24 protein-coding genes are annotated in these 24,432 nt (G+C 58.1%); 21 read left to right on the top strand and 3 right to left on the bottom strand.

Annotation, left to right across the window (positions count from 1 at the left end; all coding sequences use genetic code 11):
- Positions 1–61: 61 nt before the first annotated feature.
- A complete protein-coding gene (tctD, locus tag CKF42_RS03305) occupies positions 62–733 on the top strand; it encodes a transcriptional regulator TctD (RefSeq protein WP_058956871.1) in 672 nt (223 codons plus the stop codon).
- Positions 724–2,112: a sensor histidine kinase gene (locus CKF42_RS03300; RefSeq protein WP_111207533.1), complete on the top strand. Its 1,389-nt coding sequence runs from the start codon at positions 724–726 to the stop codon at positions 2,110–2,112. Before tctD ends, CKF42_RS03300 begins: the two co-directional genes overlap by 10 nt.
- On the opposite strand, the gene CKF42_RS03295 is transcribed toward CKF42_RS03300, so the two are convergent.
- On the bottom strand, positions 2,093–2,992 hold the full coding sequence (locus tag CKF42_RS03295; RefSeq protein ID WP_111207531.1) for a DMT family transporter: 900 nt from the start codon (positions 2,990–2,992) through the stop codon (positions 2,093–2,095). The two genes, CKF42_RS03300 and CKF42_RS03295, sit on opposite strands and share 20 nt — an antisense overlap.
- Before the next feature lie 96 nt (positions 2,993–3,088).
- Here CKF42_RS03295 and CKF42_RS03290 point away from each other — a divergent pair, with 96 nt between their 5' ends.
- The 15 genes from CKF42_RS03290 (at position 3,089) to hisP (ending at position 17,265) form a co-directional block, all read left to right on the top strand.
- Positions 3,089–3,868, top strand: a complete 780-nt coding sequence (locus CKF42_RS03290) for a helix-turn-helix transcriptional regulator (protein WP_111207530.1) — start codon at positions 3,089–3,091, stop codon at positions 3,866–3,868.
- Between the two features lie 55 nt (positions 3,869–3,923).
- On the top strand, positions 3,924–5,057 hold the full coding sequence (gene pdxB, locus CKF42_RS03285) for a 4-phosphoerythronate dehydrogenase PdxB (protein WP_111207528.1): 1,134 nt from the start codon (positions 3,924–3,926) through the stop codon (positions 5,055–5,057).
- A 132-nt stretch (positions 5,058–5,189) separates the two neighbouring features.
- Entirely contained in the window at positions 5,190–6,197 is a 1,008-nt protein-coding gene (locus CKF42_RS03280; RefSeq protein ID WP_111207526.1) for an aspartate-semialdehyde dehydrogenase, read from the top strand.
- 2 nt (positions 6,198–6,199) lie between these two features.
- A complete protein-coding gene (gene truA, locus CKF42_RS03275) occupies positions 6,200–7,003 on the top strand; it encodes a tRNA pseudouridine(38-40) synthase TruA (RefSeq protein WP_046102282.1) in 804 nt (267 codons plus the stop codon).
- Positions 7,004–7,032: 29 nt separating this feature from the next.
- Positions 7,033–7,695, top strand: a complete 663-nt coding sequence (locus CKF42_RS03270; RefSeq protein ID WP_009088975.1) for a DedA family protein — start codon at positions 7,033–7,035, stop codon at positions 7,693–7,695.
- 144 nt (positions 7,696–7,839) lie between these two features.
- The gene (gene accD / locus CKF42_RS03265) at positions 7,840–8,754 is read left to right on the top strand and encodes an acetyl-CoA carboxylase, carboxyltransferase subunit beta (protein WP_009088976.1); all 915 of its coding nucleotides are present in this window, start codon (positions 7,840–7,842) and stop codon (positions 8,752–8,754) included.
- A 94-nt stretch (positions 8,755–8,848) separates the two neighbouring features.
- Entirely contained in the window at positions 8,849–10,117 is a 1,269-nt protein-coding gene (gene folC / locus CKF42_RS03260) for a bifunctional tetrahydrofolate synthase/dihydrofolate synthase (RefSeq protein WP_111207524.1), read from the top strand.
- Entirely contained in the window at positions 10,107–10,889 is a 783-nt protein-coding gene (gene dedD / locus CKF42_RS03255) for a cell division protein DedD (RefSeq protein ID WP_111207522.1), read from the top strand. The genes folC and dedD overlap by 11 nt, the downstream gene beginning before the upstream one ends.
- 263 nt (positions 10,890–11,152) lie before the next feature.
- Positions 11,153–11,638 carry a colicin V production protein gene (cvpA, locus tag CKF42_RS03250; RefSeq protein ID WP_009088980.1) on the top strand — a complete coding sequence of 162 codons (486 nt, stop codon included), beginning with the start codon at positions 11,153–11,155 and terminating at the stop codon, positions 11,636–11,638.
- Between the two features lie 37 nt (positions 11,639–11,675).
- Complete coding sequence (gene purF / locus CKF42_RS03245; RefSeq protein WP_009088981.1) at positions 11,676–13,193, top strand: amidophosphoribosyltransferase; 1,518 nt, start codon at positions 11,676–11,678, stop codon at positions 13,191–13,193.
- Between the two features lie 113 nt (positions 13,194–13,306).
- Positions 13,307–13,876, top strand: a complete 570-nt coding sequence (locus CKF42_RS03240) for a UbiX family flavin prenyltransferase (protein WP_009088982.1) — start codon at positions 13,307–13,309, stop codon at positions 13,874–13,876.
- Positions 13,877–14,136: 260 nt separating this feature from the next.
- Positions 14,137–14,919, top strand: a complete 783-nt coding sequence (gene argT / locus CKF42_RS03235; protein ID WP_009088983.1) for a lysine/arginine/ornithine ABC transporter substrate-binding protein ArgT — start codon at positions 14,137–14,139, stop codon at positions 14,917–14,919.
- 165 nt (positions 14,920–15,084) lie between these two features.
- A complete protein-coding gene (locus CKF42_RS03230) occupies positions 15,085–15,774 on the top strand; it encodes a histidine ABC transporter permease HisQ (protein ID WP_009088984.1) in 690 nt (229 codons plus the stop codon).
- Positions 15,767–16,483 carry an ABC transporter permease gene (locus tag CKF42_RS03225; protein ID WP_009088985.1) on the top strand — a complete coding sequence of 239 codons (717 nt, stop codon included), beginning with the start codon at positions 15,767–15,769 and terminating at the stop codon, positions 16,481–16,483. The genes CKF42_RS03230 and CKF42_RS03225 overlap by 8 nt, the downstream gene beginning before the upstream one ends.
- A gap of 8 nt (positions 16,484–16,491) precedes the next feature.
- Positions 16,492–17,265 (top strand): histidine ABC transporter ATP-binding protein HisP, encoded by a 774-nt coding sequence (hisP, locus tag CKF42_RS03220; protein ID WP_009088986.1) that lies wholly within the window; start codon positions 16,492–16,494, stop codon positions 17,263–17,265.
- 68 nt (positions 17,266–17,333) lie between these two features.
- Here the strand turns inward: hisP and CKF42_RS03215 are convergent, their stop codons facing one another.
- On the bottom strand, positions 17,334–18,281 hold the full coding sequence (locus CKF42_RS03215; RefSeq protein ID WP_111207521.1) for a sugar-binding transcriptional regulator: 948 nt from the start codon (positions 18,279–18,281) through the stop codon (positions 17,334–17,336).
- Between the two features lie 194 nt (positions 18,282–18,475).
- On the opposite strand from CKF42_RS03215, the gene dalD reads away from it, so the two are divergent.
- Genes dalD through CKF42_RS03200 form a run of 3 tightly spaced genes read left to right on the top strand, consistent with a single transcriptional unit; the run spans position 18,476 to position 22,644 of the window.
- Entirely contained in the window at positions 18,476–19,864 is a 1,389-nt protein-coding gene (gene dalD, locus CKF42_RS03210) for a D-arabinitol 4-dehydrogenase (RefSeq protein ID WP_111207519.1), read from the top strand.
- A 2-nt stretch (positions 19,865–19,866) separates the two neighbouring features.
- Positions 19,867–21,336, top strand: coding sequence for a xylulokinase (xylB, locus tag CKF42_RS03205; protein ID WP_111207517.1), 1,470 nt, complete (start codon positions 19,867–19,869; stop codon positions 21,334–21,336).
- Between the two features lie 27 nt (positions 21,337–21,363).
- Entirely contained in the window at positions 21,364–22,644 is a 1,281-nt protein-coding gene (locus CKF42_RS03200; RefSeq protein WP_009088990.1) for an MFS transporter, read from the top strand.
- 33 nt (positions 22,645–22,677) lie between these two features.
- On the opposite strand, the gene CKF42_RS03195 is transcribed toward CKF42_RS03200, so the two are convergent.
- The gene (locus tag CKF42_RS03195) at positions 22,678–23,574 is read right to left on the bottom strand and encodes a TIGR01777 family oxidoreductase (protein ID WP_111207515.1); all 897 of its coding nucleotides are present in this window, start codon (positions 23,572–23,574) and stop codon (positions 22,678–22,680) included.
- A gap of 182 nt (positions 23,575–23,756) precedes the next feature.
- Between CKF42_RS03195 and yfcF the strand changes: the two genes are divergently transcribed.
- The gene (gene yfcF / locus CKF42_RS03190) at positions 23,757–24,398 is read left to right on the top strand and encodes a glutathione transferase (RefSeq protein WP_111207513.1); all 642 of its coding nucleotides are present in this window, start codon (positions 23,757–23,759) and stop codon (positions 24,396–24,398) included.
- Positions 24,399–24,432 lie beyond the last annotated feature (34 nt).

Here is a 24,432-nt window from a genome sequence, read left to right as displayed (position 1 = left end):
TTGTTAAAACAGTTACCTTTCATTTACCTTTCAGTGAGCGGATTTAATAGCAGGATGTGATATGCGTCTCTTACTTGTTGAAGATACGGAAGAGCTGGCACGCTGGCTGGAAAAAGCCCTCACACAAAAAGGGTTCGCCGTCGACCGGGTCGCGGATGGCATGGCGGCCGACCATGCTTTGCAATGTGAAGCCTATGCACTGGTCGTGCTCGATATTTCACTGCCACGCATGGATGGACTGGAGGTGCTGGCACGGTTGCGGCGACGCGGACAAAGTGTGCCGGTATTGCTACTGACTGCACGCAGTGCGCTGGACGATCGGGTACGGGGCCTGAACCTGGGGGCAGATGACTACCTGACGAAACCCTTTGAGATGGATGAACTCGAAGCGCGGTTACGGGCGCTGCTGCGACGCAGTCAGAGTCACACATCGCAAAACCAGTCACTGGGTCAGCTGGTGCTGGATGGCGAAGGCTATTTTCTGCTGGCAGACAGACCCCTGGCGCTGACGCCGCGGGAAGCAAGCATCCTGACGACACTCATGCAGCGGCAGGGCAGGCCGGTTTCGCGTCAGTCACTGTATGAGCAGACCTTTACCCTGTCAGATGAAGCCAGCCCGGAGAGTATCGAGCTCTATGTACATCGGGTGCGTAAAAAGCTGGCAGGCAGCAACGTGGCGATCGTGACCCTGCGCGGGCTGGGTTACAGCCTGGAAACGCTCTCATGCGGCTGATTCATTCGTTGCGGGGTGAGCTGCTGGCATGGTTTGGCCTGCCACTTTTACTGCTCTGGGCGCTCTCAGTCTATACCCACTATCAGAGCGGGCTGGCGGCCGCTAATCAGGCTTATGACCGCTCGCTGCTGGCGTCAGCACGAACGGTGGCAGAGCGGCTGGTGGTGCGGGAACAGCATCTGGAGGTTGATGTGCCGTGGGTTGTGCTCGACAGCTTCGAACGTAACATGAACGATCAGCTCTTTTATCAGGTGATTTCACCGCAGGGAAAAACGTTATCGGGCTATAACGATCTGCCGCCCATACCCATCACCAGCAAAATGTCGAACGCTTATCCCGCACTGGTGCATTTTTATGATGGACGCTATCACCAGCATCGGATTCGCGTTGCGGCATTATGGCAGCCGGTGAGCGAAGCGGGAGTGGATGGCATGGCGCTGGTGCTGGTGGCGGAAACCATCAACTCACGTCAGGAGTTTGCCCGCCAGTTAATGCAAACTGCGCTGATCAGCCAGAGCGGACTGGTTCTGATGACACTGCTGCTGGCCAGCCTGATGCTGCGTCGGGTTTTGCGCCCGCTACGGCGGCTGTCCCGCATCGTGTTGCAGCGCGACGGTGGCGAATTAACGCCGCTTCCCTCCTTGCCGTGGTCAGAACTGCAACCGCTTATCATCGCCTTTAACCGCTATCTTGCCCGACTGCGGGGACTGCTGGCGCGCCAGGATCGTTTCAGTGCTGACGCGGCACATCAGCTGCGCACACCGCTGACCATCCTCAAAACGCAGGTCAGCGTCGCGCTCAGCAGTGAGCGTCCTGAAGCCTGGCAGGAGAGTCTGCTCGGGATGCGTCATACACTGGATGAGACCATTATTCTGACCGATCGGCTTTTACAGTTAGCCCGTATCAAAGCGCGTCATGGCGAGGATAAACCGATGGTGCGGGTTGATTTAGCGGCTATCGTGCGCGATGCCTGTTTCAGCCGCTATATGGCGGCCCGTACCCGGCAGATCGATCTGGGTTTCGAAGGGGAAGAGAGCTGTCTGGTCAGGGGCGATGGCGTGCTGATTGGCGAACTGTGCGCCAACCTGCTGGACAATGCGATTAAATATACCCCCTGTCGCGGCATTGTCACCGCGCGGGTGATTGTGGGGGGCCTTGAAATTGAGGACAGCGGGCCGGGCATTGAGGGGGCGGAGCAGCTGAAGGCGTTACAGCCTTTTCAGCGGCTGGACAATGTCGGTATCCAGCCGGGAGCCGGTATCGGTCTCGCACTGGTGCAGGATATCTGTGCCTGGCATGGGGCAACCATGCACCTGGATCGCAGTCCGCTCCTGGGCGGACTGCGGGTGACCATATTATTTAAAGCTCACGCAGGTTAACCGATTTACATCGGGTTAAGGGCGTGCGCAGTCGCTGCGCTAGGATCACCCCGCCCAGCGTCAGACCCCCGCCGATCCAGTGGTAGCTGTGCAGCTGCTCATGAAGAAACAGCACGGCGATAAGCGCCGTAAACAGCGGCGTCAGATTCATAAAGATGCTGGTGGTGCTCGCGCCGAGGCGCTGTACCCCGTGGATCCACAAAAATGGCGCGATAAGGGAGGCGAACAGGCCAGCAAACATCACCAGCGGCAGGTTATGTCGATCAAGCGAGACATCAGGCGCCAGCAGAAAGCCGGGCAGCAGCATCAGGACACCAGCCAGAATCTGCACATAGAGGCTGTGCCAGATGGGCAGCGGCAGCGCCCAGCGCTTAGTCAGCACGCCGTAAAGGGCATAGGCAGTGGAAGCCGCCAGCATCATCAGCTCCCCTTTACCCAGTCCGTGATGCAGCAACTGCATCACGTTGCCCTCACTGACCAGCCACACCAGACCGCCAAAGGAGAGGATGCTGCCGAACAGGATGCCGGATGTTGGCGCAATACGCAGGATCACCACGCTCAGCAGGACGGTAAGCAGCGGGATCAGCGCGCCGATGATCCCCATAAAGAGAGCGCTGACACTGTGCGCCGCATAATAGGCGAGGCTCTGGTAGAGCACCATGCCAAGCAGACCGAGTATCGCCAGCCGCCAGAGATGGGGCTTAATCGCCTGACGGGCGCACCACACACCGGGCAGCACAAACGGCGTCAGCACCAGCAGCGCCAGCAGCCAGCGATAAAATGAGATGGCTGCCGGATCGATCGCGCTGGCCGACAGTTTGCTGACGATCGCGTTGATCGACCAGATCATCACCGCACCAAGCGGATAGAGAAAAAACATACGGACTCTCCTGAATCATGATGCGACGCAGTGTACGCTTGTCCGGTTTTATCCAGATAGTTAATATCAGACAAAAATTTTAACAGAGCGGACAGAATGACTCTGAAAGTGACCTACCAGCCGCCCGCCGACGTCTCGCAGCTGCGCTACTTTATGCGCTATGAACAGGCCAATGCCCGCACGGAATATCTGCCGCATGCCCATGCCTGGGGCCAGCTGATTCTGGTAAAGAGTTATGTGCTGGAGATGCAGGTAGAGGGTGAACGCCTGCTGACCCCGGCTGACATGCCGGTCTGGATCCCGCCGGGGCAGCAGCACAGCAGTTATAACCATCGTCAGGCGCAGTTCCGCACCTTTAATCTGGCGGCCCCGCTTTGCGCTGGTCTGCCGCAGCAGGCCTGCCTGATGCGAATCGACGCGATTGCACACGCCATTCTGGATACCTTTGCCGAACAACAGCTTGAACAGCCCGAAACCGAAGCGCAGTGGCGGCTGTGTGAGGTACTGCGCGATCGCCTGCTGCTGGCGGAGGTGCAGGAGAGTTATCTGCCCACCTCTCAGGATAAATTTCTTGCGCCGGTGCTCCATGCCCTTGAAGCCTGCCCGGGGGATAACACCACCCTGGCAGGCTGGGCGGCGCGGGTCTTTACCACCGAACGGACGCTGGCGCGGCGCTGCCAGCAGCAGCTTCACATGACGTTTGGCGAATGGCGGCAGCGGCTGCGCTTTCTGCGCGCCATCGTGCTGCTGGAGCAGGGCGAAAGCGTGCAGAGTATCGCCCATGAGCTGGGATACAGTTCCGCCTCGGCGCTGATTGTGATGTTTCAGCAGCAGGCGGGCACCACGCCGGAGCGCTACCGCACCCGGTTAGGCTAACGCGGTGCTTTGTGCCAGAATAATTGCCTCTCATGCAACAGACAGGAAAGCCGTGGTGAAAATTCTGGTCGATGAAAATATGCCTTATGCCCGTGAGTTGTTCAGCCGGACCGGCGACGTGGTCGCGGTGCCGGGCCGTCCGCTGCCGGTGGATGAACTGGCCGATGCCAGCGGGCTGATGGTGCGCTCAGTGACGCAGGTGAATGAGGCGCTGCTGGCGGGCAAGCCGGTGAAATTTGTCGGCACCGCCACGGCGGGCACCGATCATATCGACGAGGCCTGGCTGCAGCAGGCCGGCATTGCGTTTTCTGCGGCGCCCGGCTGCAACGCCATTGCGGTAGTGGAGTACGTTTTCTCCGCGCTGCTGCTGCTGGCGGAACGTGATGGTTTCCAGCTGCGCGATCGTACGGTCGGCATCGTGGGTGTCGGCAATGTCGGTGGACGGCTGCAGAAGCGCCTGGAAGCCTGGGGCATCAAAACCCTGCTGTGCGATCCGCCGCGCGCCGATCGCGGTGACGAAGGGGATTTCCTGTCGCTGGAGGCGGTGACTGCGCAGGCCGATATCCTGACTTTCCACACGCCGCTGTTCAAAGAGGGGCCTTATAAGAGCTGGCACCTGGCCGATGCCGCGCTGCTGATGGCGCTGAAGCCCAACACCATTCTGATTAACGCCTGTCGCGGCCCGGTGGTCGACAACGTCGCGCTGCTGGAGGTGCTGAAAATGCGGCACGACCTCAGCGTGGTGCTGGATGTCTGGGAGCCGGAGCCGGATCTCTCTCTGGCGCTGCTGGACAGGGTCGACATCGCCACGCCACACATTGCAGGCTACACGCTGGAAGGCAAGGCTCGCGGCACGACCCAGGTGTTCGAAGCCTGGTGTGACTTTATCGATCAGCCGCAGCAGGTGCCGCTCAGCACCCTGCTGCCGGAGCCGGAATTCAGTGAAATCACCCTGAATGGTCCGCTGGATCAGCCAACGCTGAAACGCCTGGCGCATCTGGTGTATGATGTGCGCCGCGATGATGCCCCCCTGCGAAAAGTGGCGGCGCAGCCCGGCGAATTTGATCGCCTGCGTAAGCAATATCTGGAGCGCCGTGAGTGGTCATCGCTGCGGGTGAAGTGTAATGACGCCACTACGGCTGAGATGCTGAATCAGCTGGGCTTTAACGCAATCCACTCTCCGGCGTAACCGGCGCGCGATGCCGCAGTGAACGCAGGCGGCGCTGCCGCGTGCCAGGTTAAGGAGGGGGATAAATCTGAATCCCTGGGCGGTGAATATCACCGCCTTCTGTTTTTATGTCATTGTCTGGAGTAAACCAACATGTCTGACGGCTGGAATATTGCGCTACTGGGCGCGACAGGCGCAGTAGGGAACGCTGTACTGGAACTGCTGGCGGAACGCCAGTTCCCGGTTGGTGAATTGTATCTGCTGGCCAGCGAAAATAGCGCGGGCGAAAACAAACGTTTCGAGGGCCGCACGTTGCGGGTCGAAAATGCAGAGACGTTCGACTGGTCGCAGGCGCAGCTGGCCTTTTTCGTCGCGGGGCGTGACGCCTCAGCCCGTTTTGCGGAGGAAGCGGCCAACGCCGGGTGTCTGGTCATCGACAGCAGCGAGCTGTTTGCGCTGGAGCCGGATGTGCCGCTGGTGGTACCGGATGTGAACCCGCACGTGCTGGCAGATTACCGTAATCGCAATATCATCAGCGTGGCGGATAATCTGGTCAGCCAGCTGCTGACCGCGATTAAACCGCTGCTCGATGCGGCCGGACTGAGCCGCCTGCAGGTGACCAATCTGATCTCGGTCTCCAGCTACGGCAAAGTGGCGGTCGATGCGCTGGCCGGTGAAAGTGCCCGCCTGCTGAATGGCATCCCGGCCGACGATCACCATTTTGGTCGTCAGCTGGCGTTTAACCTGATGCCGCAACAGGCGGATGCGGAAGGCAGCGTTGAGAGTGAGCGCCGGGTGGTTGAGCAGGTGCGTAAAGTGCTGCAGGACGAAGGGCTGCCGATTGCGGTCAGCAGCGTTCAGGCGCCGGTCTTCTACGGAAATGCGCAGATCGTGCACATTGAAAACCTGCGTCCGCTCTCGGCGGAGGAAGCGCGTGCCGAACTGGCGCTGGCGTCTGACATTCGTCTCAGTGAAGAAGATGAGGTGCCGACGCCGGTTACGGATGCATCAGGCAACGGTGAGCTCAGCATCGGCGCTGTGCGCAACGATTACGGCATCCCGGAGCTGCTGCAGTTCTGGTCCGTGGCGGACAACATCCGTTTCGGCGGCGCGCTGATGGCGGTGAAAACCGCAGAGAAACTGGTTCAGGAGTACCTGTAACCATGTCCGAAGGTCAGACGCAAAAACTGGCGCTCGGCATTGAGTATGACGGCAGCCGTTACTACGGCTGGCAGCGCCAGAATGAAGTCCGCAGCGTGCAGGAGAAGGTTGAGCGTGCGCTGTCGAAAGTCGCCGATCATCCGGTCAGCATCTTTTGTGCCGGCCGGACAGATGCCGGCGTGCACGGCACCGGGCAGGTGGTCCATTTCGACACCACGGCGCAGCGGCCTGACGGCGCCTGGACGCTGGGCGTCAACGCCAATCTGCCGCCGGACATAGCCGTTCGCTGGGTGAAAGCGGTGCCGGAAGATTTCCATGCCCGCTTCAGCGCCACCGCCCGCCGCTATCGCTACCTGATCTACAATCAGCGTCTGCGTCCGGCGGTGCTGGCGCAGGGCGTGACGCACTTTTACCATCCTCTGGATGCGGAAAAGATGCAGCGCGCCGGGCAATGCCTGCTGGGCGAGAATGATTTCACCTCATTCCGCGCGGTGCAGTGCCAGTCGCGTACGCCGTGGCGCAACGTGATTCACCTCAACGTGACGCGTCAGGGCCCTTACGTGATTGTGGATATCAAAGCCAACGCCTTTGTGCATCACATGGTGCGCAATATCGTGGGCAGCCTGATGGAGATAGGCTGCGGCAACAAGCCGGAGTCATGGATGGCAACGCTGCTGGCGGCGAAAGATCGGACGTTAGCGGCTGCTACAGCCCGGGCAGAAGGGTTGTATCTGGTGGCGGTGGATTATCCATCCCACTTTGCGTTACCACAGCCGCCGATGGGACCCCTGTTCCTCGCGGATTAATTCACTTTCAGGACATTAAAGGGCACGCTATGGAGTTCCTCCATTTTCTGGTTGATTTTATTCTGCACATTGATGTGCACCTTGCCGAGCTGGTTGCTCAGTACGGCGTCTGGATTTACGCGATTTTGTTCCTGATTTTGTTCTGCGAAACCGGACTGGTGGTGACGCCCTTCCTGCCGGGCGACTCCCTGCTGTTTGTCGCAGGCGCGCTGGCAGCCCTGCCGGGGAACGATCTGAATGTGCATCTGATGGTGGCGCTGTTAGTGACCGCCGCGATTCTGGGCGATGCGGTGAACTACACCATTGGCCGGCTGTTTGGCGAACGGTTGTTCAGTAACCCGGACTCGAAGATTTTCCGCCGCAGCTATCTGGATAAAACCCATGCGTTTTATGCCCGTCACGGCGGAAAAACCATCATCCTGGCGCGCTTTGTGCCGATTGTCCGCACGTTTGCGCCGTTTGTTGCCGGTATGGGCCATATGTCCTATCGCCACTTCGCGCTGTTCAACGTCACCGGTGCGCTGTTATGGGTCCTGCTCTTCTCCTATGCGGGCTACCTGTTTGGCGATCTGCCGGTGGTGCAGGAAAACCTGAAGCTGTTGATTGTGGGCATTATCCTGGTCTCCGTCCTGCCGGGCGTCATCGAAGTCTGGCGTCATCGCCGTCAGGCTAAACAGCAGAAGCTGCCCTGAGACTTTGCTCAGGGGTAAGACCAGATTTTTATCCACAGTCTGAACAGGTTGTGGTTTAATGAGCGACATTTACCGTCTGCTGAAGCGGTTTTCAGCAGTATCAAGACGACTGGACCAGGTCAGTTTTAAACAGAAAGGTCATCAATGAGCTGGATTGAACGAATTCTTAATAAAAGCACCACGACGCCTGCGCGCAAAGCCAGTATCCCGGAAGGGGTCTGGACCAAGTGTGACAGCTGTGGCCAGGTTCTCTACCGCGCCGAGCTGGAGCGTAATCTCGAGGTCTGCCCGAAGTGTGACCATCACATGCGTATGCACGCCCGTGAGCGTCTCGGCAGTTTCCTCGACCAGGGCACCCTGGTTGAGCTTGGCAGTGAACTCGAGCCGAAAGATCTGCTCAAGTTCCGCGACTCCAAGAAGTACAAAGATCGTCTGGTCGCCGCCCAGAAAGACACCGGCGAAAAAGATGCATTGATCGTGATGAAAGGTCAGCTGCACGGCATGCCGGTTGTTACGGCCGCCTTTGAATTTGCCTTTATGGGCGGTTCAATGGGCTCTGTGGTCGGCGCGCGTTTTGTCCGTGCGGTTGAGCAGGCGTTAGAAGATAACTGTCCGCTGATCTGCTTCTCCGCCAGTGGCGGTGCGCGTATGCAGGAAGCGCTGATGTCGCTGATGCAGATGGCGAAGACCAGTGCGGCGCTGGCGAAAATGCAGGAGCGCGGTCTGCCTTACATTTCCGTGCTGACTGACCCGACCATGGGCGGTGTTTCTGCCAGTTTTGCCATGCTGGGTGACCTCAACGTGGCGGAACCGAAAGCGCTGATCGGCTTTGCCGGCCCACGCGTTATCGAACAGACCGTGCGTGAAAAACTGCCGCCAGGCTTCCAGCGCAGTGAGTTTCTGATTGAAAAGGGCGCGATCGACATGATCATCCGCCGTCCGGAAATGCGCTACAAACTGGCAAGCCTGCTGGCAAAAATGATGAACCTGCCGGCACCGCTGCATGACGGTGAACAGTCCGCCCCTGCGCCGACTGAATCGGAAAGCAACGAGGCCTGACAGGAGATAGAGAGGCGCGTCCACCGCGCCTCTTACCAATGCACCGTATACCGCAGCAGCAGTCTGCCGGGTATCAATAAGCAAAACGGGACATATGGACAATCTTCACCTTCCTCAAGCCACGTCGCCTTTGGCCACGTGGCTTTATTATCTTGAGCACCTGCATACCCAGGCGATCGAACTGGGTCTGGATCGCATTCGCCAGGTGGCACAACGTCTCGACCTGCTGAAACCCGCCCCCTTTGTTTTTACCGTCGCCGGTACCAACGGCAAAGGCACCACCTGCCGCACGCTGGAAACCCTGCTGATGGCCGCAGGCTATCGGGTTGGCGTCTACAGCTCACCCCATCTGGTGCGCTACACCGAGCGCGTCCGGGTTCAGGGAGAGGAGCTGAGCGAAGCGCAGCACTGCGCCAGCTTTGCGGAGATTGAAGCGGGACGGGCAGACATTTCACTGACCTATTTTGAATTTGGCACGCTCTCCGCGCTCAATCTGTTTCGCCAGGCGAAGCTGGATGTGGTGATCCTCGAGGTGGGCCTCGGCGGACGACTGGACGCCACCAATATCGTTGATGCTGATGTCGCCGTCGTCACCAGCATTGCTCTGGATCATACCGACTGGCTTGGCCCGGATCGCGAAAGCATCGGGCGGGAAAAAGCGGGTGTGTTCCGGGCAGGCAAACCGGCAGTGGTCGGTGAGCCGGAAATGCCGCAGAGTATCGCCGTGGTGGCGCAGGAAAAGGGCGCTAAGCTGATGCAGCGCGACCGTGAATGGTCCTTTCATGCGCAGGCGGAAAGCTGGTCGCTGCGGGATGCGGCCGGTGAGCTGAACGATTTGCCCCTGCCGCAGGTGCCGCTGCCCAACGCGGCGACGGCACTGGTGGCACTGCGCATGTCCGGGCTGGCGGTCAGCGAGGCGCAGATTCGCGCCAGCCTGCCGCTGGCGATGCTGCCAGGACGTTTTCAGACCATCAGTGAATCCCCGCGTGTGATTCTGGACGTGGCGCACAACCCGCATGCGGCGGGCTATCTGGCTTCTCGACTGGCCGCCCTGCCGGCACGCGGCAAAGTGCACGCGGTTGTGGGTATGCTGCATGATAAAGATATCGCCGGAACGCTGGCAGCGCTGGCTCCGGTGGTGGATGCCTGGTACTGCGCGCCACTCGATGGCCCGCGCGGTGCCACGGCGGAGCAGCTGCTGAGCAGCCTGCCGCAGGGCGAGGCGTTCAGCTCGGTTGCACTCGCCTGGCAGCAGGCGCGTCAGCAGGCCGCGCCGCAGGACGTTGTGCTGGTTTGTGGGTCATTCCACACCGTGGCGCAGGTCATGGAATCGATTGAAACGGAGAAAGGACGTGGCAAGTAAGTTTCAGAACCGTTTAGTCGGCACGATTATTCTGGTCGCCGTTGGCGTGATTGTCCTGCCAGGGCTGCTGGATGGTCAGAAAAAGCATTATAAAGAGGAGTTCGCCGCGATTCCGCTGGTGCCAAAACCGGACGACCAGCAGGACAGCGAAATGGTGCCGCCGGTCACGCAGTCGCTGCCGTCGCAGCCGCCGGAAGGGGCGGGCAATGCGGTGAGCAGCAGTAACGGCAGCGGTAAAACCAACGTGACGGCAGAACAGGGCCGCACCCAGCCGGAAGAGGAGAGCGATCCGGCTGTGGTCTCGCCGCCACCGGTTCATCAGTCTGCGCCTGCGCAGACGGTCACGAAGCCGAAGGTCACCGAGCAGCAGAAAGCCAGAGTAACCGAGCAGACTAAGCCGAAGCCTGTGGAACAGCCGAAGCCGAAAGTGGCAGAGCAGCCGAAGCCGAAGCCGGCTGAACAGCCTAAAGCGGTTGAGCAGCCGAAGGAAGAGACGACGCCGAAAGCGGCAGAGACTACCGCGCCGGCAGGACAGGCGTACGTGGTGCAGCTGGGGGCGCTGAAAAACGCCAGCAAAGTGAACGAGATCGTGGCACAGCTTCGGCTCTCGGGCTATCGCGCCTTTACCGTGCCGTCAACGCCGGTGCAGGGGCAGATTACCCGTATTTATGTCGGGCCGGACGCCTCTAAAGCTAAAATGCAGAGCGCAGTGGGCGAGCTGAAAAACATCTCCGGACTGGGCGGTGTGGTGAAGCCTTACAGCGCCCGTTAATCGGGTGATTGGCGCTGCCGATAGCAGTAACAGGCAGCGTCTTTTACCGGCTGGCGCGTTCATTTATAGCGCAGCGTGACGGAAAAAGTGACGATTTTCAACGGCATGAACGGCTGAGAATCACCCGGGCGATAGCGAATTTTTTTATCGCCTTTTTTATGGATGCAGAAAAGGAAAACCGCTACGCAAACGTTTTCTTTTTCTGTTAGAATGCGCCCCGAACTGGATGCAGGGGTGCAATTGCACTGGCGCTGGAAGAGTTCATGATCTGGATTGATTACGTCATTATTGCGGTAGTTGGTTTTTCGGCTCTGGTCAGCCTGATTCGTGGGTTTGTCCGGGAAGCCTTATCTCTTGTTACCTGGGGATGCGCGTTTTTTGTCGCCAGTCATTACTACGCCTACCTTGCAGTCTGGTTTACAGGTTTTGACGACGAACTGGTTCGTAACGGTATCGCCATCGGTGTGCTGTTTGTGGCAACCCTGATAGTCGGGGCCATAGTGAACTACGTTATCGGCACGCTGGTGGAAAAAACCGGCCTGTCGGGAACCGACCGGGTGTTGGGAGTCTGTTTCGGGGCGTTGCGTGGTGTGCTGATTGTGGCCGCTTTGCTGTTCTTCCTTGATACATTCACTGGCTTTTCCAAAAGTCCGGACTGGCAACAGTCTCAACTCATTCCCGAGTTCAGTTATATCATCAGGTGGTTTTTTGATTACCTGAAAAGCACGTCGAGTTTTTTACCCCGGTGATGTGACCGGGAGTGCGGCTTAATGAGGAAATGACAACATGTGCGGTATTGTCGGTATCACCGGTTTCATGCCGGTCAACCAGTCGATCTATGACGCGTTAACGGTGCTCCAGCACCGCGGGCAGGATGCCGCAGGCATTTGTACTATCGATGCGCTGAAATGTTTTCGCCTGCGAAAGGCAAACGGCCTGGTCAGCGACGTTTTCGAAGCACGTCACATGCAGCGTCTGCAGGGCAACATGGGCATTGGTCACGCGCGTTATCCTACGGCGGGAAGCTCCAGTGCCTCTGAAGCGCAGCCTTTCTACGTCAACTCGCCCTATGGCATCACTCTGGCGCACAACGGTAATCTGACCAACGCCCATGAACTGCGTAAGCACCTGTTCGAAAAGGGTCGCCGTCACGTTAACACCACGTCAGATTCTGAAATCCTGCTGAACATCTTTGCGCAGGAACTGGATCGCTTCCAGAACGATCCGCTGGAAGCTGACAACATTTTTTCTGCGGTCGCAGCCCTGCATCAGCAGGTGCGCGGCGCTTACGCCGTCGTGGCGATGATTATCGGACACGGCATGGTCGCCTTTCGCGATCCTAACGGCATTCGTCCGCTGGTCCTCGGCAAGCGCGTCATCGCTGACGGCCGTACCGAATATATGGTTGCCTCAGAGAGCGTGGCGCTTGATACGCTGGGCTTTGAGTTCATCCGTGACGTGGCACCGGGTGAAGCGGTTTATGTCACTGAAGAGGGCCAGCTGTCGACCCGTCAGTGTGCTGAAAACCCGAAAAGCAATCCGTGCCTGTTCGAGTATGTCTATTTTGCACGTCCCGACTCGTTCCTCGACAAGATTTCGGTCTACAGCGCCCGTGTCCGTATGGGCACCAAGCTGGGCGAAAAAATTGCCCGCGAGTGGGAAGATCTTGATATCGACGTGGTGATTCCAATCCCGGAAACCTCAACCGATATCGCGCTGGAGATTGCGCGTATTCTCGATAAACCCTATCGCCAGGGCTTCGTGAAGAACCGCTACGTCGGCCGCACCTTTATCATGCCGGGCCAGCAGTTACGTCGCAGCGCAGTACGTCGTAAGCTCAACGCGAACCGCGCGGAATTCCGTGATAAAAACGTGCTGCTGGTGGATGACTCCATCGTGCGTGGCACCACTTCCGAGCAGATCATTGAGATGGCGCGTGAAGCGGGCGCAAAACGGGTTTACCTGGCGTCAGCGGCCCCGGAAATACGCTTCCCGAACGTCTACGGCATCGATATGCCGAGCGCCACGGAGCTGATTGCCCATGGCCGCGAAGTGGAAGAGATCCGTCAGCTGATCAAAGCGGATGCGCTGATTTTCCAGGATCTCAACGATCTGATCGAAGCGGTGCGTGAAGAGAATCCGGATATTACTCAGTTTGAATGTTCGGTTTTCAACGGCGTCTACGTGACCAAAGATGTCGATCAGCAGTATCTGGAGTATCTTGAGTCGCTGCGTAATGATGACGCGAAAGCGCTTCAGCGCCAGAACGAAGTCGAGAACCTCGAGCTGCACAACGAAGGCTGATATCCCCGGCAGGCGGACAGCACAGAACAGGGCGGGAGCAATCCCGCCCTGTTTGTTTTCAGAAATCGTCCGGCCGCGTTATGATGGTGCATTAGCGGAGACAAGGTTGGACTATGAAACGACTCATCATTGGCATCTCTGGCGCAAGCGGGGTGATCTACGGCGTGCGCATGCTGCAGGTGTTGCAGCAGGTGGAAGAGGTGGAAACGCATCTGGTCATGAGTCAGGCGGCGCGTCAGACGCTGGGACTGGAGAGCGACTACTCGGTTCGCGACGTACAGGCGCTGGCCGATGTGGTGCACGATGTGCGCGATATTGCCGCGAATATCTCCTCCGGGTCGTTTAAAACGCTGGGCATGGCGATTTTACCCTGCTCGATGAAAACCCTGTCGGGCATCGTTCACAGCTACAGTGACTCCCTGCTGACCCGGGCAGCGGACGTGGTGTTAAAAGAGCAGCGTAAACTGGTGTTGTGCGTGCGCGAGACCCCGCTGCATGTCGGTCATCTGCGCATGATGACCACGGCGGCCGAACTGGGGGCTATCATTATGCCGCCTGTTCCGGCGTTTTATCACCGTCCTGATACCATCGGGCAGATCATCGACCAGACCGTTAATCGCGTTATCGATCAGTTTGATATCGACCTGCCGGAAGATCTGTTTATGCGCTGGCAGGGTGCATAAAGTTCCGCGGGCGCACTTAATTAGTGCATAAGCGCGCCCCGGATCACTCTTCGTGCATCTGACGCACCAAAAGTTAACATCATCGCTTTTTCTCTTTTACTTCACTGCTATATTCCCCCCTATAAACAGGCGGTTTTCACCGCACTGGCGTCACGCTAACTGCGTGGATAACTTGCAGATCTGGCATGAAACATGCAGATTAATTAGCGCATTCACATCACGAACCACATAACAAAAAGCACTTCACTTGAGGGTAATCTATGAAAAAGCGTGTTCTGGCTCTTTCCCTGATGCTGGGCTTATCCAGTGCTGCCAGCGTCTTTGCGGCGGTTCCAGGGTCAATCCGCATCGGTACAGATCCAACTTACCCACCGTTTGAGTCGAAAAACGCGCAAGGCAAGTTAGTGGGCTTCGATATCGACCTCGCTAACGAAATCTGCAAACGTATCCATACCCAATGTACCTATGTCGAAAGTGATTTCGATGCGCTGATCCCTTCACTGAAAGCGAAGAAAATTGATGCCATCATCTCCTCACTCTCCATCACAGCAAAACGTCAGGAAGAGATCGCCTTCTCAGAAAAACTCTACGCCGCCAACGCACGTTTAGTGGCACCGAAGGGATCAAAAATCGAGCCGACGATTGAATCGCTGAAAGGCAAAAACATCGGTCTGCTGCAGGGCACCACGCAGGAAACCTATGCCAATGAGAACTGGCGGCCAAAAGGGGTGACGATTACGCCTTATGCGAACCAGGATCTGGTCTATCAGGATCTGAATGCGGGCCGTATTGATGCCGCTTTCCAGGATGAAGTTCAGGCCAGCGAAGGCTTCCTGAAGCAGCCGGTGGGCAAGAACTACGCGTTTGCCGGTCCCGCAGTGAAAGATGACAAGATCTTTGGTGTCGGAACAGGCATGGGGCTGCGTAAAGATGACAGCGAGCTGAAGGCCGCTATCGACAAAGCCTTTACGGATATGCGTAAAGATGGCACCTACGACAAGATTGCGAAGAAATACTTCGATTTCAATGTGTACGGCGACTAACCATCCTGTCGCTTTATCCTCTGGATGCTGAAGCCCGCCGGAACGGACGGCATAACGCCGCTGCGCCCCGGGCGGATGGCAGAGACGCCAGAGTGATAAAGCTAAACTGCCCGTCGATGTCTGGCGGGCAGCGTTTTGTTTTCACTCCACGACAGGACCCTTTCGATGCTGTATGGCTATTCTGATGTAATTCTCAGGGGCACACTGGTGACGCTGGAACTGGCGCTCACTTCCGTCGTGCTGGCAGTGCTGCTGGGACTGATCGGCGCAGGCGCGAAACTGTCGCGCAGCCGGCCTCTGGCGATGATTTTTGAAGGCTACACCACGCTGATCCGTGGCGTGCCCGACCTCGTATTAATGCTGCTGATCTTCTACGGTCTGCAGATTGTCCTCAACCAGATCACCGATGCGCTGGGCATGGCGCAGTTTGATATCGACCCGATGGTCGCCGGTATCATCACGCTCGGCTTTATCTATGGTGCCTATTTTACTGAAACGTTCCGGGGTGCCTTTATGGCGGTGCCGAAGGGGCAGATTGAAGCGGCCACCGCGTTTGGTTTTACCGGCGCGCAGGTATTTCGCCGCATTCTGTTCCCGGCCATGATGCGCTATGCGCTGCCCGGCATCGGTAACAACTGGCAGGTGATCCTGAAAGCCACCGCGCTGGTCTCGCTGCTCGGACTGGAAGATGTCGTCAAGGCGACGCAGCTGGCCGGAAAAAGCACCTGGCAGCCGTTCTATTTCGCCATCGTGGCGGGCGTGATTTACCTGCTGTTCACCACGCTGTCGAATGGCGTGCTGTGGTGGCTGAACCGGCGTTATACGGTAGGCGTGAAGAGGGCGACTTATGATTGATATTATTCAGGAATACTGGAAATCGCTGCTCTGGACAGACGGTTATCGCTTTACCGGCGTGGCGATCACGCTCTGGCTGCTGATCCTCTCGGTCGCCATTGGCGGATGCCTGGCTATTCTGCTGGCGATTGCGCGGGTTTCCCCTAATCGCTTTATCAGTTTTCCGGTCTGGCTCTTTACCTACGTGTTCCGTGGCACGCCGCTCTATGTGCAGCTGCTGGTGTTTTACTCCGGGATGTACACGCTGGAGATTGTGAAAGGCACGGAGCTGCTGAATGCCTTTTTCCGCAGTGGCCTGAACTGTACGTTACTCGCCTTTACGCTTAACACCTGCGCCTACACCACGGAGATCTTTGCCGGGGCCATTCGTTCGGTGCCGCACGGGGAGATTGAGGCGGCGCGGGCGTATGGCTTCTCGACCTTTAAACTCTATCGCTGCATCATTCTGCCGTCGGCGCTGCGTACGGCGCTGCCAGCCTACAGCAACGAAGTGATTCTGATGCTGCACTCCACGGCGCTGGCCTTCACCGCGACGGTGCCGGATCTGCTGAAAATCGCGCGGGATATTAACTCCGCGACCTATCAGCCGTTCACCGCCTTCGGCCTGGCGGCGGTGTTATACCTGATTATCTCTTACGTGTTGATCAGCCTGTTCCGCCTGGCGGAACGCCGCTGGCTGGCCCACGTGAAACCCTCTTCATCGCATTGAGTAGAACTATGGCTGACAATAAATTAAGCGTCACCGAATTGCATAAACGTTACGGTGAACATGAAGTGCTGAAAGGGGTCTCGTTAACTGCTAAAGCGGGCGATGTGATCAGTATCATAGGATCGTCCGGTTCAGGGAAAAGTACCTTTTTACGCTGCATCAACTTTCTCGAAAAACCAAGTGAAGGCAGCATCGTCGTCAACAACCAGCAGATCAACTTAGTCCGTGACAAAGATGGTCAGCTGAAAGTGGCTGATAAAGAGCAGCTGCGCGCATTACGCACCAGCCTGACCATGGTGTTCCAGCACTTCAATCTCTGGAGCCACATGACGGTGCTGGAAAACGTGATGGAAGCGCCGATTCAGGTGCTGGGACTGAGCAAAGCGGAAGCGCGTGAACGGGCGATCCGCTATCTCGATAAAGTCGGCATTGACGCACGGGCACAGGCGAAGTATCCAGTTCATCTCTCGGGTGGTCAGCAGCAGCGTGTCTCGATTGCGCGTGCGCTGGCCATGGAGCCGGAAGTGTTACTGTTTGATGAGCCGACCTCGGCGCTCGATCCGGAGCTGGTAGGCGAAGTGCTGCGCATCATGCAGAAGCTGGCTGAGGAGGGCAAAACCATGGTCGTCGTTACCCATGAGATGGAGTTCGCCCGCCACGTTTCCAGCCACGTCATTTTCCTGCATCAGGGCAAAATCGAAGAGCAGGGAGCGCCTGCGGAGCTGTTCGGTAACCCGAAAAGCCCGCGACTGCAGCAGTTCCTCAAGGGATCGCTGAAGTAACGAATAGCGGGGCGGACAGGTGCGGGAAGCAGGGCATCGGCGTGCCCTGCGCCTGCCTGCCCGCTGCGTCACGTCTGCAGTAACTTCAGCGCCGTGTCCTCGTCGGTCACCAGACCCGATACCCAGCCGCCCTGTAAGGCGGCCCGGATCGCCGGATACTTGCGTTCGCTACCGGCAAAGCCAATGATTTTGCGCTGTGTCTGGCTTTCCAGATGCACGCTGGTCAGGAGTTCATCCGTTTCCCCCCACACGCGTTCACCCTCCTGATTGAAAAAGTGGCCGAGCATCTCGCCTGCGACGCCACGCGCATTCAGCGCCTCAACCTGTGCATCGGTAATAAATCCCTCGGCGTTCAGCGGACAGCCTGGCATCACTTCACCAATCCCGACAAAGGCTACGTCTGCCCTTAAGGCGCGTTCGGTGACGCGCTGGTAGACCTTATGCTGCACCCACATCGCTTTATCCTCAGGCGTGTCGGCGTAGAGGGGGGCCGGAATAAAGAAATACTTACCCTGCATCTTTTCGGCCATCTTCAGCGGGACATCATAACGTGTCCCGGAATCATCCCGCGCGATGGCGCCAATCATCGAAACGCAATGATGCTGCGGGCGATCCACCCAAGGCAATGCGTCGATGATTGAGCGTAAGGTTTTACCGGAACCAATGCCAAAGACCTGTGGCGCTTCCTCACTGATGAACTGTGCCATTACCGCCGCCCCTTCGACGGCCAGCATTTGCTGAATGGCATCCTCGTTCAGACTGGCCGAGGGCACGACGCGACAGAGTTCCAGGCCAAACTTCTCCTGGACCTCACGCGCCAGCTGCAGACAGTGCGTGACGGGATGATCGATTTTTACGCTCACCATGCCCATTTCACGAGCACTGGATACCAGACGCTGCGCCACCTGGCGCGATAATCCCAGTGCCTGCGCAATCTCCTGCTGTGTCACGCCCGCAACGTAATACATCCATGCGGCACGCGCGGCCAGCTCCTGCTTTTTCTCTTCTCTGCTCATCACGCTGTTCCGTCGAATTCAGAGAGACATCTTAACGCGAGCCGGGTAAAAATCGCTAACCGGGCAAAAGCTCAATAAAAGAGCAAAAGTATTATTTGTGACAGAGCTCGCAGAAGGATCCGCATAATGAACACTATGCTAACGGCTATCGGGCAAATGCCCCTAACCGTGGCAAATGTTTAATTGAGGCGATTATGACCAATCAATCCGTGTGGATGCATATCGGCGCAGGATCTTTTCATCGGGCACATCAGGCGTGGTATCTGCATCAGCTGCGTAAGCAGGGCGACGAAAGCTGGGGCATCGCGCTGGGCAATATCCGCCAGGACGCCGCGCCGCTGCTTGATCAGCTCGCGCAGCAGCAGGGCGAATATGTGCTGGAAACCGTGACGCCCGAAGGTGAGCGCGACTATGAGACCATCACGTCGCTGCGCAAAATTTTGCCTTGGGATAGCGACATCAGCGCGCTGATTGAGCAGGGCGCGCGTGCGGAAACACGTGTGATTAGCTTCACCGTGACAGAAGCAGGTTACTACCTGACGCCCGCGTTTACGCTGGATCTCAGTCAGGCGGACGTGAAGGCCGATCTGGGTGGCGATATCCGCACCCTCTATGGCGCACTCAGCCGCATTCTGACACAGCGGGTTGCCGGGGGCGGGGCACCGGTCACGCTGCTGAACTGCGATAATCTGCGCCACAATGGCGAGCGTTTTCGTGACGCCTTCCTGGCGTTTCTGACGGCCAAAGGCGATACCGCGCTGGCCGACTGGGTGCGTACACAGACCCGCTCACCGAATACCATGGTCGATCGCATCACCCCGCGGCCCACCCCGCAGGTGGCCGAACGCGTGCAGGCGGCGACCGGCAGGGAGGAGGGTGCCGCAGTGATGGCCGAATCTTTTATTCAGTGGGTCATTGAGGATGATTTCATTGCCGGACGCCCGGCACTGGAAAAGGTGGGCGTTGAGCTGGTGGAATCGGTGCTGCCGTGGGAAGAGGCGAAAATTCGCATCCTTAATGCGACCCATGCCGCGATTGCCTGGGCGGGCACGCTGATTGGGCTGAACTATATCGATGAGAGCACCCGTCATCCGGCCATCTATCAACTGGCGCACGACTACGTGACCCAGGATGTCATTCCCTCACTGTCACCCAGCCCGCTCGATCTGGCGGATTATCGCGATGTGGTGCTGGCCCGCTTCAGTAATCCCTATATTCAGGACACCAATCAGCGCGTCGGTGCCGATGGCTTGTCCAAAATTCCCGGCATGGTGACGCCAACCCTGCAGGCGTGTTACCAGCGCGGCGTGCAGCCGACTGCAACGGCGGTGATCCCGGCACTCTTCTTCCTGTTTATGCAGCGCTGGGCCAGTGACGACTTACCCTATCCCTATCAGGATGGTGCGCTTCAGGCCGAGACGCTGCGTAAACAGTTCGCCAGCGCCGATCCGCTCCGTGCGTTCCTGAGCGATCGCGCGCTGTTTGCGGAACTGGCGTCCGATAAGGCGTTTCATGAGCTGGTGACGCGCCAGGTGGCGAATCTGCAGCAGTGGCTGAAGCAGCCTGAACTGGCGGCGGTGTAATCATGTATCTCGGTATTGATATCGGTACCTCAGAGCTTAAAGCGCTGATCGTGAACACGCAGGGTGAGATTGTGGCGTCTCAGCACGCCACGCTCAGCGTGCAGCGTCCGCATCCTCACTGGGCAGAACAGGAGCCTGAACGCTGGTGGCAAGCCTGCTGTGAGGTTCTGGCGGGATTGCGGCATCAGTCTCCTCAGGCCTGGGCTGAGATTCGCGCGATAGGATTGTCCGGTCAGATGCACGGGGCCGTGCTGCTGGATGCCGGAGGCAGGGTGCTGCGTCCATGTATCCTGTGGAACGACACGCGCAGCGCACCACAGTGTGAAAGGCTGGCGAAGCAGCATCCCCGGATGATAGCGATCAGTGGCAATATGATTATGCCTGGCTTCACTGCGCCAAAGCTCTGCTGGGTCGCGGAACATGAGCCAGAGATCTTCAGCCGTATCGATAAGGTGTTGCTGCCGAAAGATTACCTGCGCTGGCGTCTGACCGGACGCTTTGTCACTGAGCCTTCGGATGCTGCCGGAACGCTGTGGCTCGACGTCTCCCGGCGTGACTGGTCGGACGAACTGCTGGCCATCACCGGACTGACGCGTGCCGCCATGCCTGAACTGGTGGAAGGCAGTGCAGTAAGTGGACATCTGCAGCCGACACTGGCGAGCGAGTGGGGCTTATCCACCTCAGTCACGGTGGCAGGCGGCGGCGGGGACAATGCCGCGTCGGCCGTCGGGGTCGGCGCGGTGAACGCCGGGGATGCTTTTATCTCACTGGGGACGTCCGGGGTGATTTTTGTGGTCAATGACCGCTTGCAGGCGGACCCGCAATCCGGGGTGCACGCCTTTTGCCATGCGCTGCCGGGCCGCTGGCATCAGATGAGTGTGATGCTCAGCGCCGCCAGTTGTCTGCGCTGGCTGTGCAATCTGCTGTCAGTGAGTGAAAGCCAGCTGATGGAGGAGATGGCTCAGCTCAGTGATGAACAGCTGCGCAGTGCCCCGATTTTTCTGCCCTATCTCTCCGGGGAGCGCACCCCTCACAACGATCCTGACGCTTCTGGCGCTTTCTTCAATCTGCGCCATGAAACGCCGCGCGCCCTGCTGGGCTATGCGGTGATTGAAGGCGTGGCATTCGGACTGGCTGATGGGGCAGAGGCGCTCGGCGAGGCCCGGCACCCCATTCAGCAATACAGCCTCACCGGTGGAGGCGCGCGCAGCACGCTGTGGGCGCAATTGATTGCTGATGTGCTGCAACTGCCGGTTGTTACTCACCCGGCCAGCGCCTCTGGCGCGCTGGGGGCGGCACGTCTGGCGTGGCTGGCTGATGGCGGTGCTGAGCATGAGGTGTGTCTGAAGCCGCCAGTCCAGGCGCGCTATCAACCGGACGACGCTCGTGCAGCCGTGCTGCAACAGCGGCTGCGTCTGTTCCGGGAACTCTACATCCAGCAGCAACAGGTGCGTAACCTGCTGCCTGCCTGACGACTAACCAAACAGAAGGTGATTGTGATGCAATCGAACGAATACTGGTTTGGCTTACCGAAAAAGATGTTCTGGGGCTTTCTCGCTATCGCCATCTTTATGGCGGGTGATGGCTTTGAAATGGCGTTTCTGTCGCGCCATATTACCGACATGGGCTTTTCGCCCGCGCAGTCTGCCGTCGTGTTCACCTTCTATGGTCTGGCAGCCGCGCTGGCAGCCTGGGCTTCGGGTGTGGTCGCCGAGCTGATCACGCCGCAGCGCGCGATGATGATTGGCTTTGTGCTGTGGATCGTCATGCATGCCCTGTTTATGTCACTTGGGCTTGGGCTGCGTAACTATCCCCTCATGGTGCTGTTTTACGGCATTCGCGGGCTGGCTTATCCGCTGTTTATCTACTCTTTCATGATGATGCTGGTGCAGGTCTTACCGCGCGAGAAACTGGCGGCGGCGACCGGCTGGTTCTGGGCGATGTATTCAATCGGCATTGGCGTGGTGGGCAGCTATCTGCCCAGTCTGACCATTCCGATGCTGGGGGAGACCGGAACGCTGTGGCTGGCCATCATCTGGGTAGCCTGTGGCGGGATTCTTGCCTGGTTCAGCCTGCGCAACGTGCCGGTAGATCGTTCCCGCGTGAATCTGCCGATGCGTGACAAGATGACAGAGATGTCGCGTGCCGTGACTATCCTGTTCACCAATCAGCATGTCTTTTATGCCTGCCTGATTCGCATCATCAACACGCTGTCGCTGTTTGGTTTCGCCATTATCATGCCACTGCTGTTTGTCGACCGTCTCGGCTTTACCATCTCTGAATGGCTGCAGATCTGGGCGGTGTTCTTCTTTGTTACCATCTTTACGAATATTTTCTGGGGCCTCACCGGTGAGAAGCTGGGCTGGATCCGTCAGGTACGCTGGTTTGGTTGCCTGGGAATGGCTATCTCCAGCCTGACCTTCTATTACCTGCCGCTGTATGCAGGACATAATTTCTGGGTGGCATTAATTCCTGCGGTCATGCTGGGGATCTTTGTCGCCGCGTTTGTGCCGATGACCGCCGTCTTTCCGACGCTGGAGCCACATCACAAAGGGGCAGCGGTCTCGATTTACAATCTCTCCGCGGGACTCAGTAACTTTGTGGCACCGGCTATCGCCTCTGTCATGCTGCCATTCTTCGACATCGTCGGAGTGGTATGGGCCTACACCGCGCTGTATGTGTTCGCTGGCGTGCTGACCTTCATTATCCGCGTGCCACAACCGGGGCACACGCGGGAAGAGAAGGCGATGCAGTCGCGGGTCGCCGGACAGCGAAGCTAGTTACCCCTGCGGCGGCCCTGGGCCGCTGCAGGGTTATCCTGCGACATCCTGCAAGGCTTCCTGCAAATCGTACCAGCGGAAGCCGAAACCAGAGGCTTCCAGCCGCTTCGGCAGCACATGCTGACCGCCCAGCACCAGCACCGACGACTCCCCCATCATCAGCTTAATGGCGCTGGCAGGCGTGCGCATAAAGGCCGGACGATGCATCACCCGCCCCAGCGTGGCGGCAAACTGCTCATTGCGCACCGCGTAAGGAGCCACCATGTTGAACGGGCCGTGCAGATCCTCATGATCCAGCAGCCAGAGAATCGCGTTGACCATGTCATCGATATGGATCCACGGCATATACTGTTTGCCACTGCCGATCGGTCCGCCCGCGCCAAACTTAAACGGCAGTTTCATTTTACTGAGTGCGCCGCCTTCACGAGCCAGCACCACGCCGGTGCGTATCAGGCAGACGCGGGTACGCTCACTCGCGGCGCTGAGCGCCAGCTGCTCCCAGCGGGCGCAGAGCTGATGGGTAAACTCATCATGGCCCTCATCCTCTTCAGTCAGCACCAGATCGCCGGTATTGCCATAGAAGCCGGTTGCCGAACCAGAAATCAGGACGGCGGGTGGCGTTGCGCTGGCATTAATCAGTGAGGCAATCTGCTCGGTGATCTGCCAGCGGCTTTCGCAGAGCTGCTGTTTATGGGGCTCTGTCCAGCGTTTATCGGCAATGGGTTCGCCCGCCAGATTAATCACGGCATCAATGTTATTGAGGTTTGTCTGCTGCGCCAGACCTGACCAGAGCGCCACGCTCTCGCCCAGTTTTTCGCGTGCGCTGACGATATCCCGCGTCACGACACTGATCTGATGCCCCAGCTGTTGCAGCCGTTGAATCAGATGACGCCCAATCAGTCCCGTGCCACCGGTAATAAGAATGTGCATGTTGCGGCTCCCTTTGTGTTTTTGTTATCTGCTCCTTTCAGCATAGAAGAGCGGAGCCACTCTGAAGTGCGTCGCGTCGCGCTTTGTTATTCCGGCGTGAGAGGTCGGAGCAGCTCAGCGTTGCCTTCCCAAAAAAAAGTCGGTAAACATGATGCAACCCTGACAGCCAATCGAGGTAACCGATGAATTATCCGCCCATTGTCCTGTGGTCAGATTCATCATTTTTCAGTCCTTATGCCATGTCTGCCTATGTTGCTCTTACCGAAAAAGGGGTGCCTTTTCAGCTGAAACGCGTCGATTTATCGCAGAATCAGCAATATGCGGAGGCCTATCGGGCGCTCTCACTGACCTGCCGTGTGCCAACGCTGCAGATTGACAGCTTTCTGCTGAGCGAGTCTTCCGCCATCAGCGAATATCTGGAAGAGCGTTTTCCGGCACCTGAATTTGAACGGCTCTATCCCCATGACCGCGAGAAGCGCGCCCGCGCCAGAGAGATTCAGGCCTGGCTGCGCAGTGACTTTATGTGGATCCGCCAGGAGCGCCCGACGGAAGTGCTGTTTGCCGGTGAACGTTTTGCGCCACTGACAGCGTCAGCACAGCAGGCGGTCACTAAACTGATTGCAGCCGTCGAGCGTCTGCTGCCGGAAGGGCAGCAGAACCTGTTTGGCGAATGGTCCATTGCGGATACCGATCTGGCGGTGATGCTCAACCGGCTGGTATTGCATGGCGATCCCTTACCGACACGTTTGCAGCACTATGCTGAATTTCAATGGCAGCGAGCCTCAGTCCAGCTGTGGTTAGCAGAAAGTGGTAAAAATCGATAACTGTCAGGGCTTGCTCAGGCTGACGGAAGTGATT

It is taken from the genome of Pantoea sp. ARC270 (assembly GCF_003236725.1).
Taxonomy (GTDB): domain Bacteria; phylum Pseudomonadota; class Gammaproteobacteria; order Enterobacterales; family Enterobacteriaceae; genus Pantoea; species Pantoea anthophila.
This window is presented reverse-complemented; position numbering and strand designations above follow the sequence as displayed.

Excerpts from the sequence above, each read along its gene's own strand:
- CKF42_RS03195 (WP_111207515.1), bottom strand. The coding sequence starts at position 23,574 with ATGCACATTCTTATTACCGGTGGCACGGGACTGATTGGGCGTCATCTG.
- xylB (WP_111207517.1), top strand. The coding sequence starts at position 19,867 with ATGTATCTCGGTATTGATATCGGTACCTCAGAGCTTAAAGCGCTGATC.
- CKF42_RS03300 (WP_111207533.1), top strand. The coding sequence starts at position 724 with ATGCGGCTGATTCATTCGTTGCGGGGTGAGCTGCTGGCATGGTTTGGC.
- argT (WP_009088983.1), top strand. The coding sequence starts at position 14,137 with ATGAAAAAGCGTGTTCTGGCTCTTTCCCTGATGCTGGGCTTATCCAGT.
- truA (WP_046102282.1), top strand. The coding sequence starts at position 6,200 with ATGTCCGAAGGTCAGACGCAAAAACTGGCGCTCGGCATTGAGTATGAC.
- CKF42_RS03230 (WP_009088984.1), top strand. The coding sequence starts at position 15,085 with ATGCTGTATGGCTATTCTGATGTAATTCTCAGGGGCACACTGGTGACG.
- cvpA (WP_009088980.1), top strand. The coding sequence starts at position 11,153 with ATGATCTGGATTGATTACGTCATTATTGCGGTAGTTGGTTTTTCGGCT.
- CKF42_RS03225 (WP_009088985.1), top strand. The coding sequence starts at position 15,767 with ATGATTGATATTATTCAGGAATACTGGAAATCGCTGCTCTGGACAGAC.
- hisP (WP_009088986.1), top strand. The coding sequence starts at position 16,492 with ATGGCTGACAATAAATTAAGCGTCACCGAATTGCATAAACGTTACGGT.
- accD (WP_009088976.1), top strand. The coding sequence starts at position 7,840 with ATGAGCTGGATTGAACGAATTCTTAATAAAAGCACCACGACGCCTGCG.
- dalD (WP_111207519.1), top strand. The coding sequence starts at position 18,476 with ATGACCAATCAATCCGTGTGGATGCATATCGGCGCAGGATCTTTTCAT.
- CKF42_RS03280 (WP_111207526.1), top strand. The coding sequence starts at position 5,190 with ATGTCTGACGGCTGGAATATTGCGCTACTGGGCGCGACAGGCGCAGTA.
- yfcF (WP_111207513.1), top strand. The coding sequence starts at position 23,757 with ATGAATTATCCGCCCATTGTCCTGTGGTCAGATTCATCATTTTTCAGT.
- CKF42_RS03240 (WP_009088982.1), top strand. The coding sequence starts at position 13,307 with ATGAAACGACTCATCATTGGCATCTCTGGCGCAAGCGGGGTGATCTAC.
- tctD (WP_058956871.1), top strand. The coding sequence starts at position 62 with ATGCGTCTCTTACTTGTTGAAGATACGGAAGAGCTGGCACGCTGGCTG.
- purF (WP_009088981.1), top strand. The coding sequence starts at position 11,676 with ATGTGCGGTATTGTCGGTATCACCGGTTTCATGCCGGTCAACCAGTCG.
- CKF42_RS03290 (WP_111207530.1), top strand. The coding sequence starts at position 3,089 with ATGACTCTGAAAGTGACCTACCAGCCGCCCGCCGACGTCTCGCAGCTG.
- CKF42_RS03270 (WP_009088975.1), top strand. The coding sequence starts at position 7,033 with ATGGAGTTCCTCCATTTTCTGGTTGATTTTATTCTGCACATTGATGTG.
- CKF42_RS03215 (WP_111207521.1), bottom strand. The coding sequence starts at position 18,281 with ATGAGCAGAGAAGAGAAAAAGCAGGAGCTGGCCGCGCGTGCCGCATGG.
- folC (WP_111207524.1), top strand. The coding sequence starts at position 8,849 with ATGGACAATCTTCACCTTCCTCAAGCCACGTCGCCTTTGGCCACGTGG.
- CKF42_RS03200 (WP_009088990.1), top strand. The coding sequence starts at position 21,364 with ATGCAATCGAACGAATACTGGTTTGGCTTACCGAAAAAGATGTTCTGG.
- CKF42_RS03295 (WP_111207531.1), bottom strand. The coding sequence starts at position 2,992 with ATGTTTTTTCTCTATCCGCTTGGTGCGGTGATGATCTGGTCGATCAAC.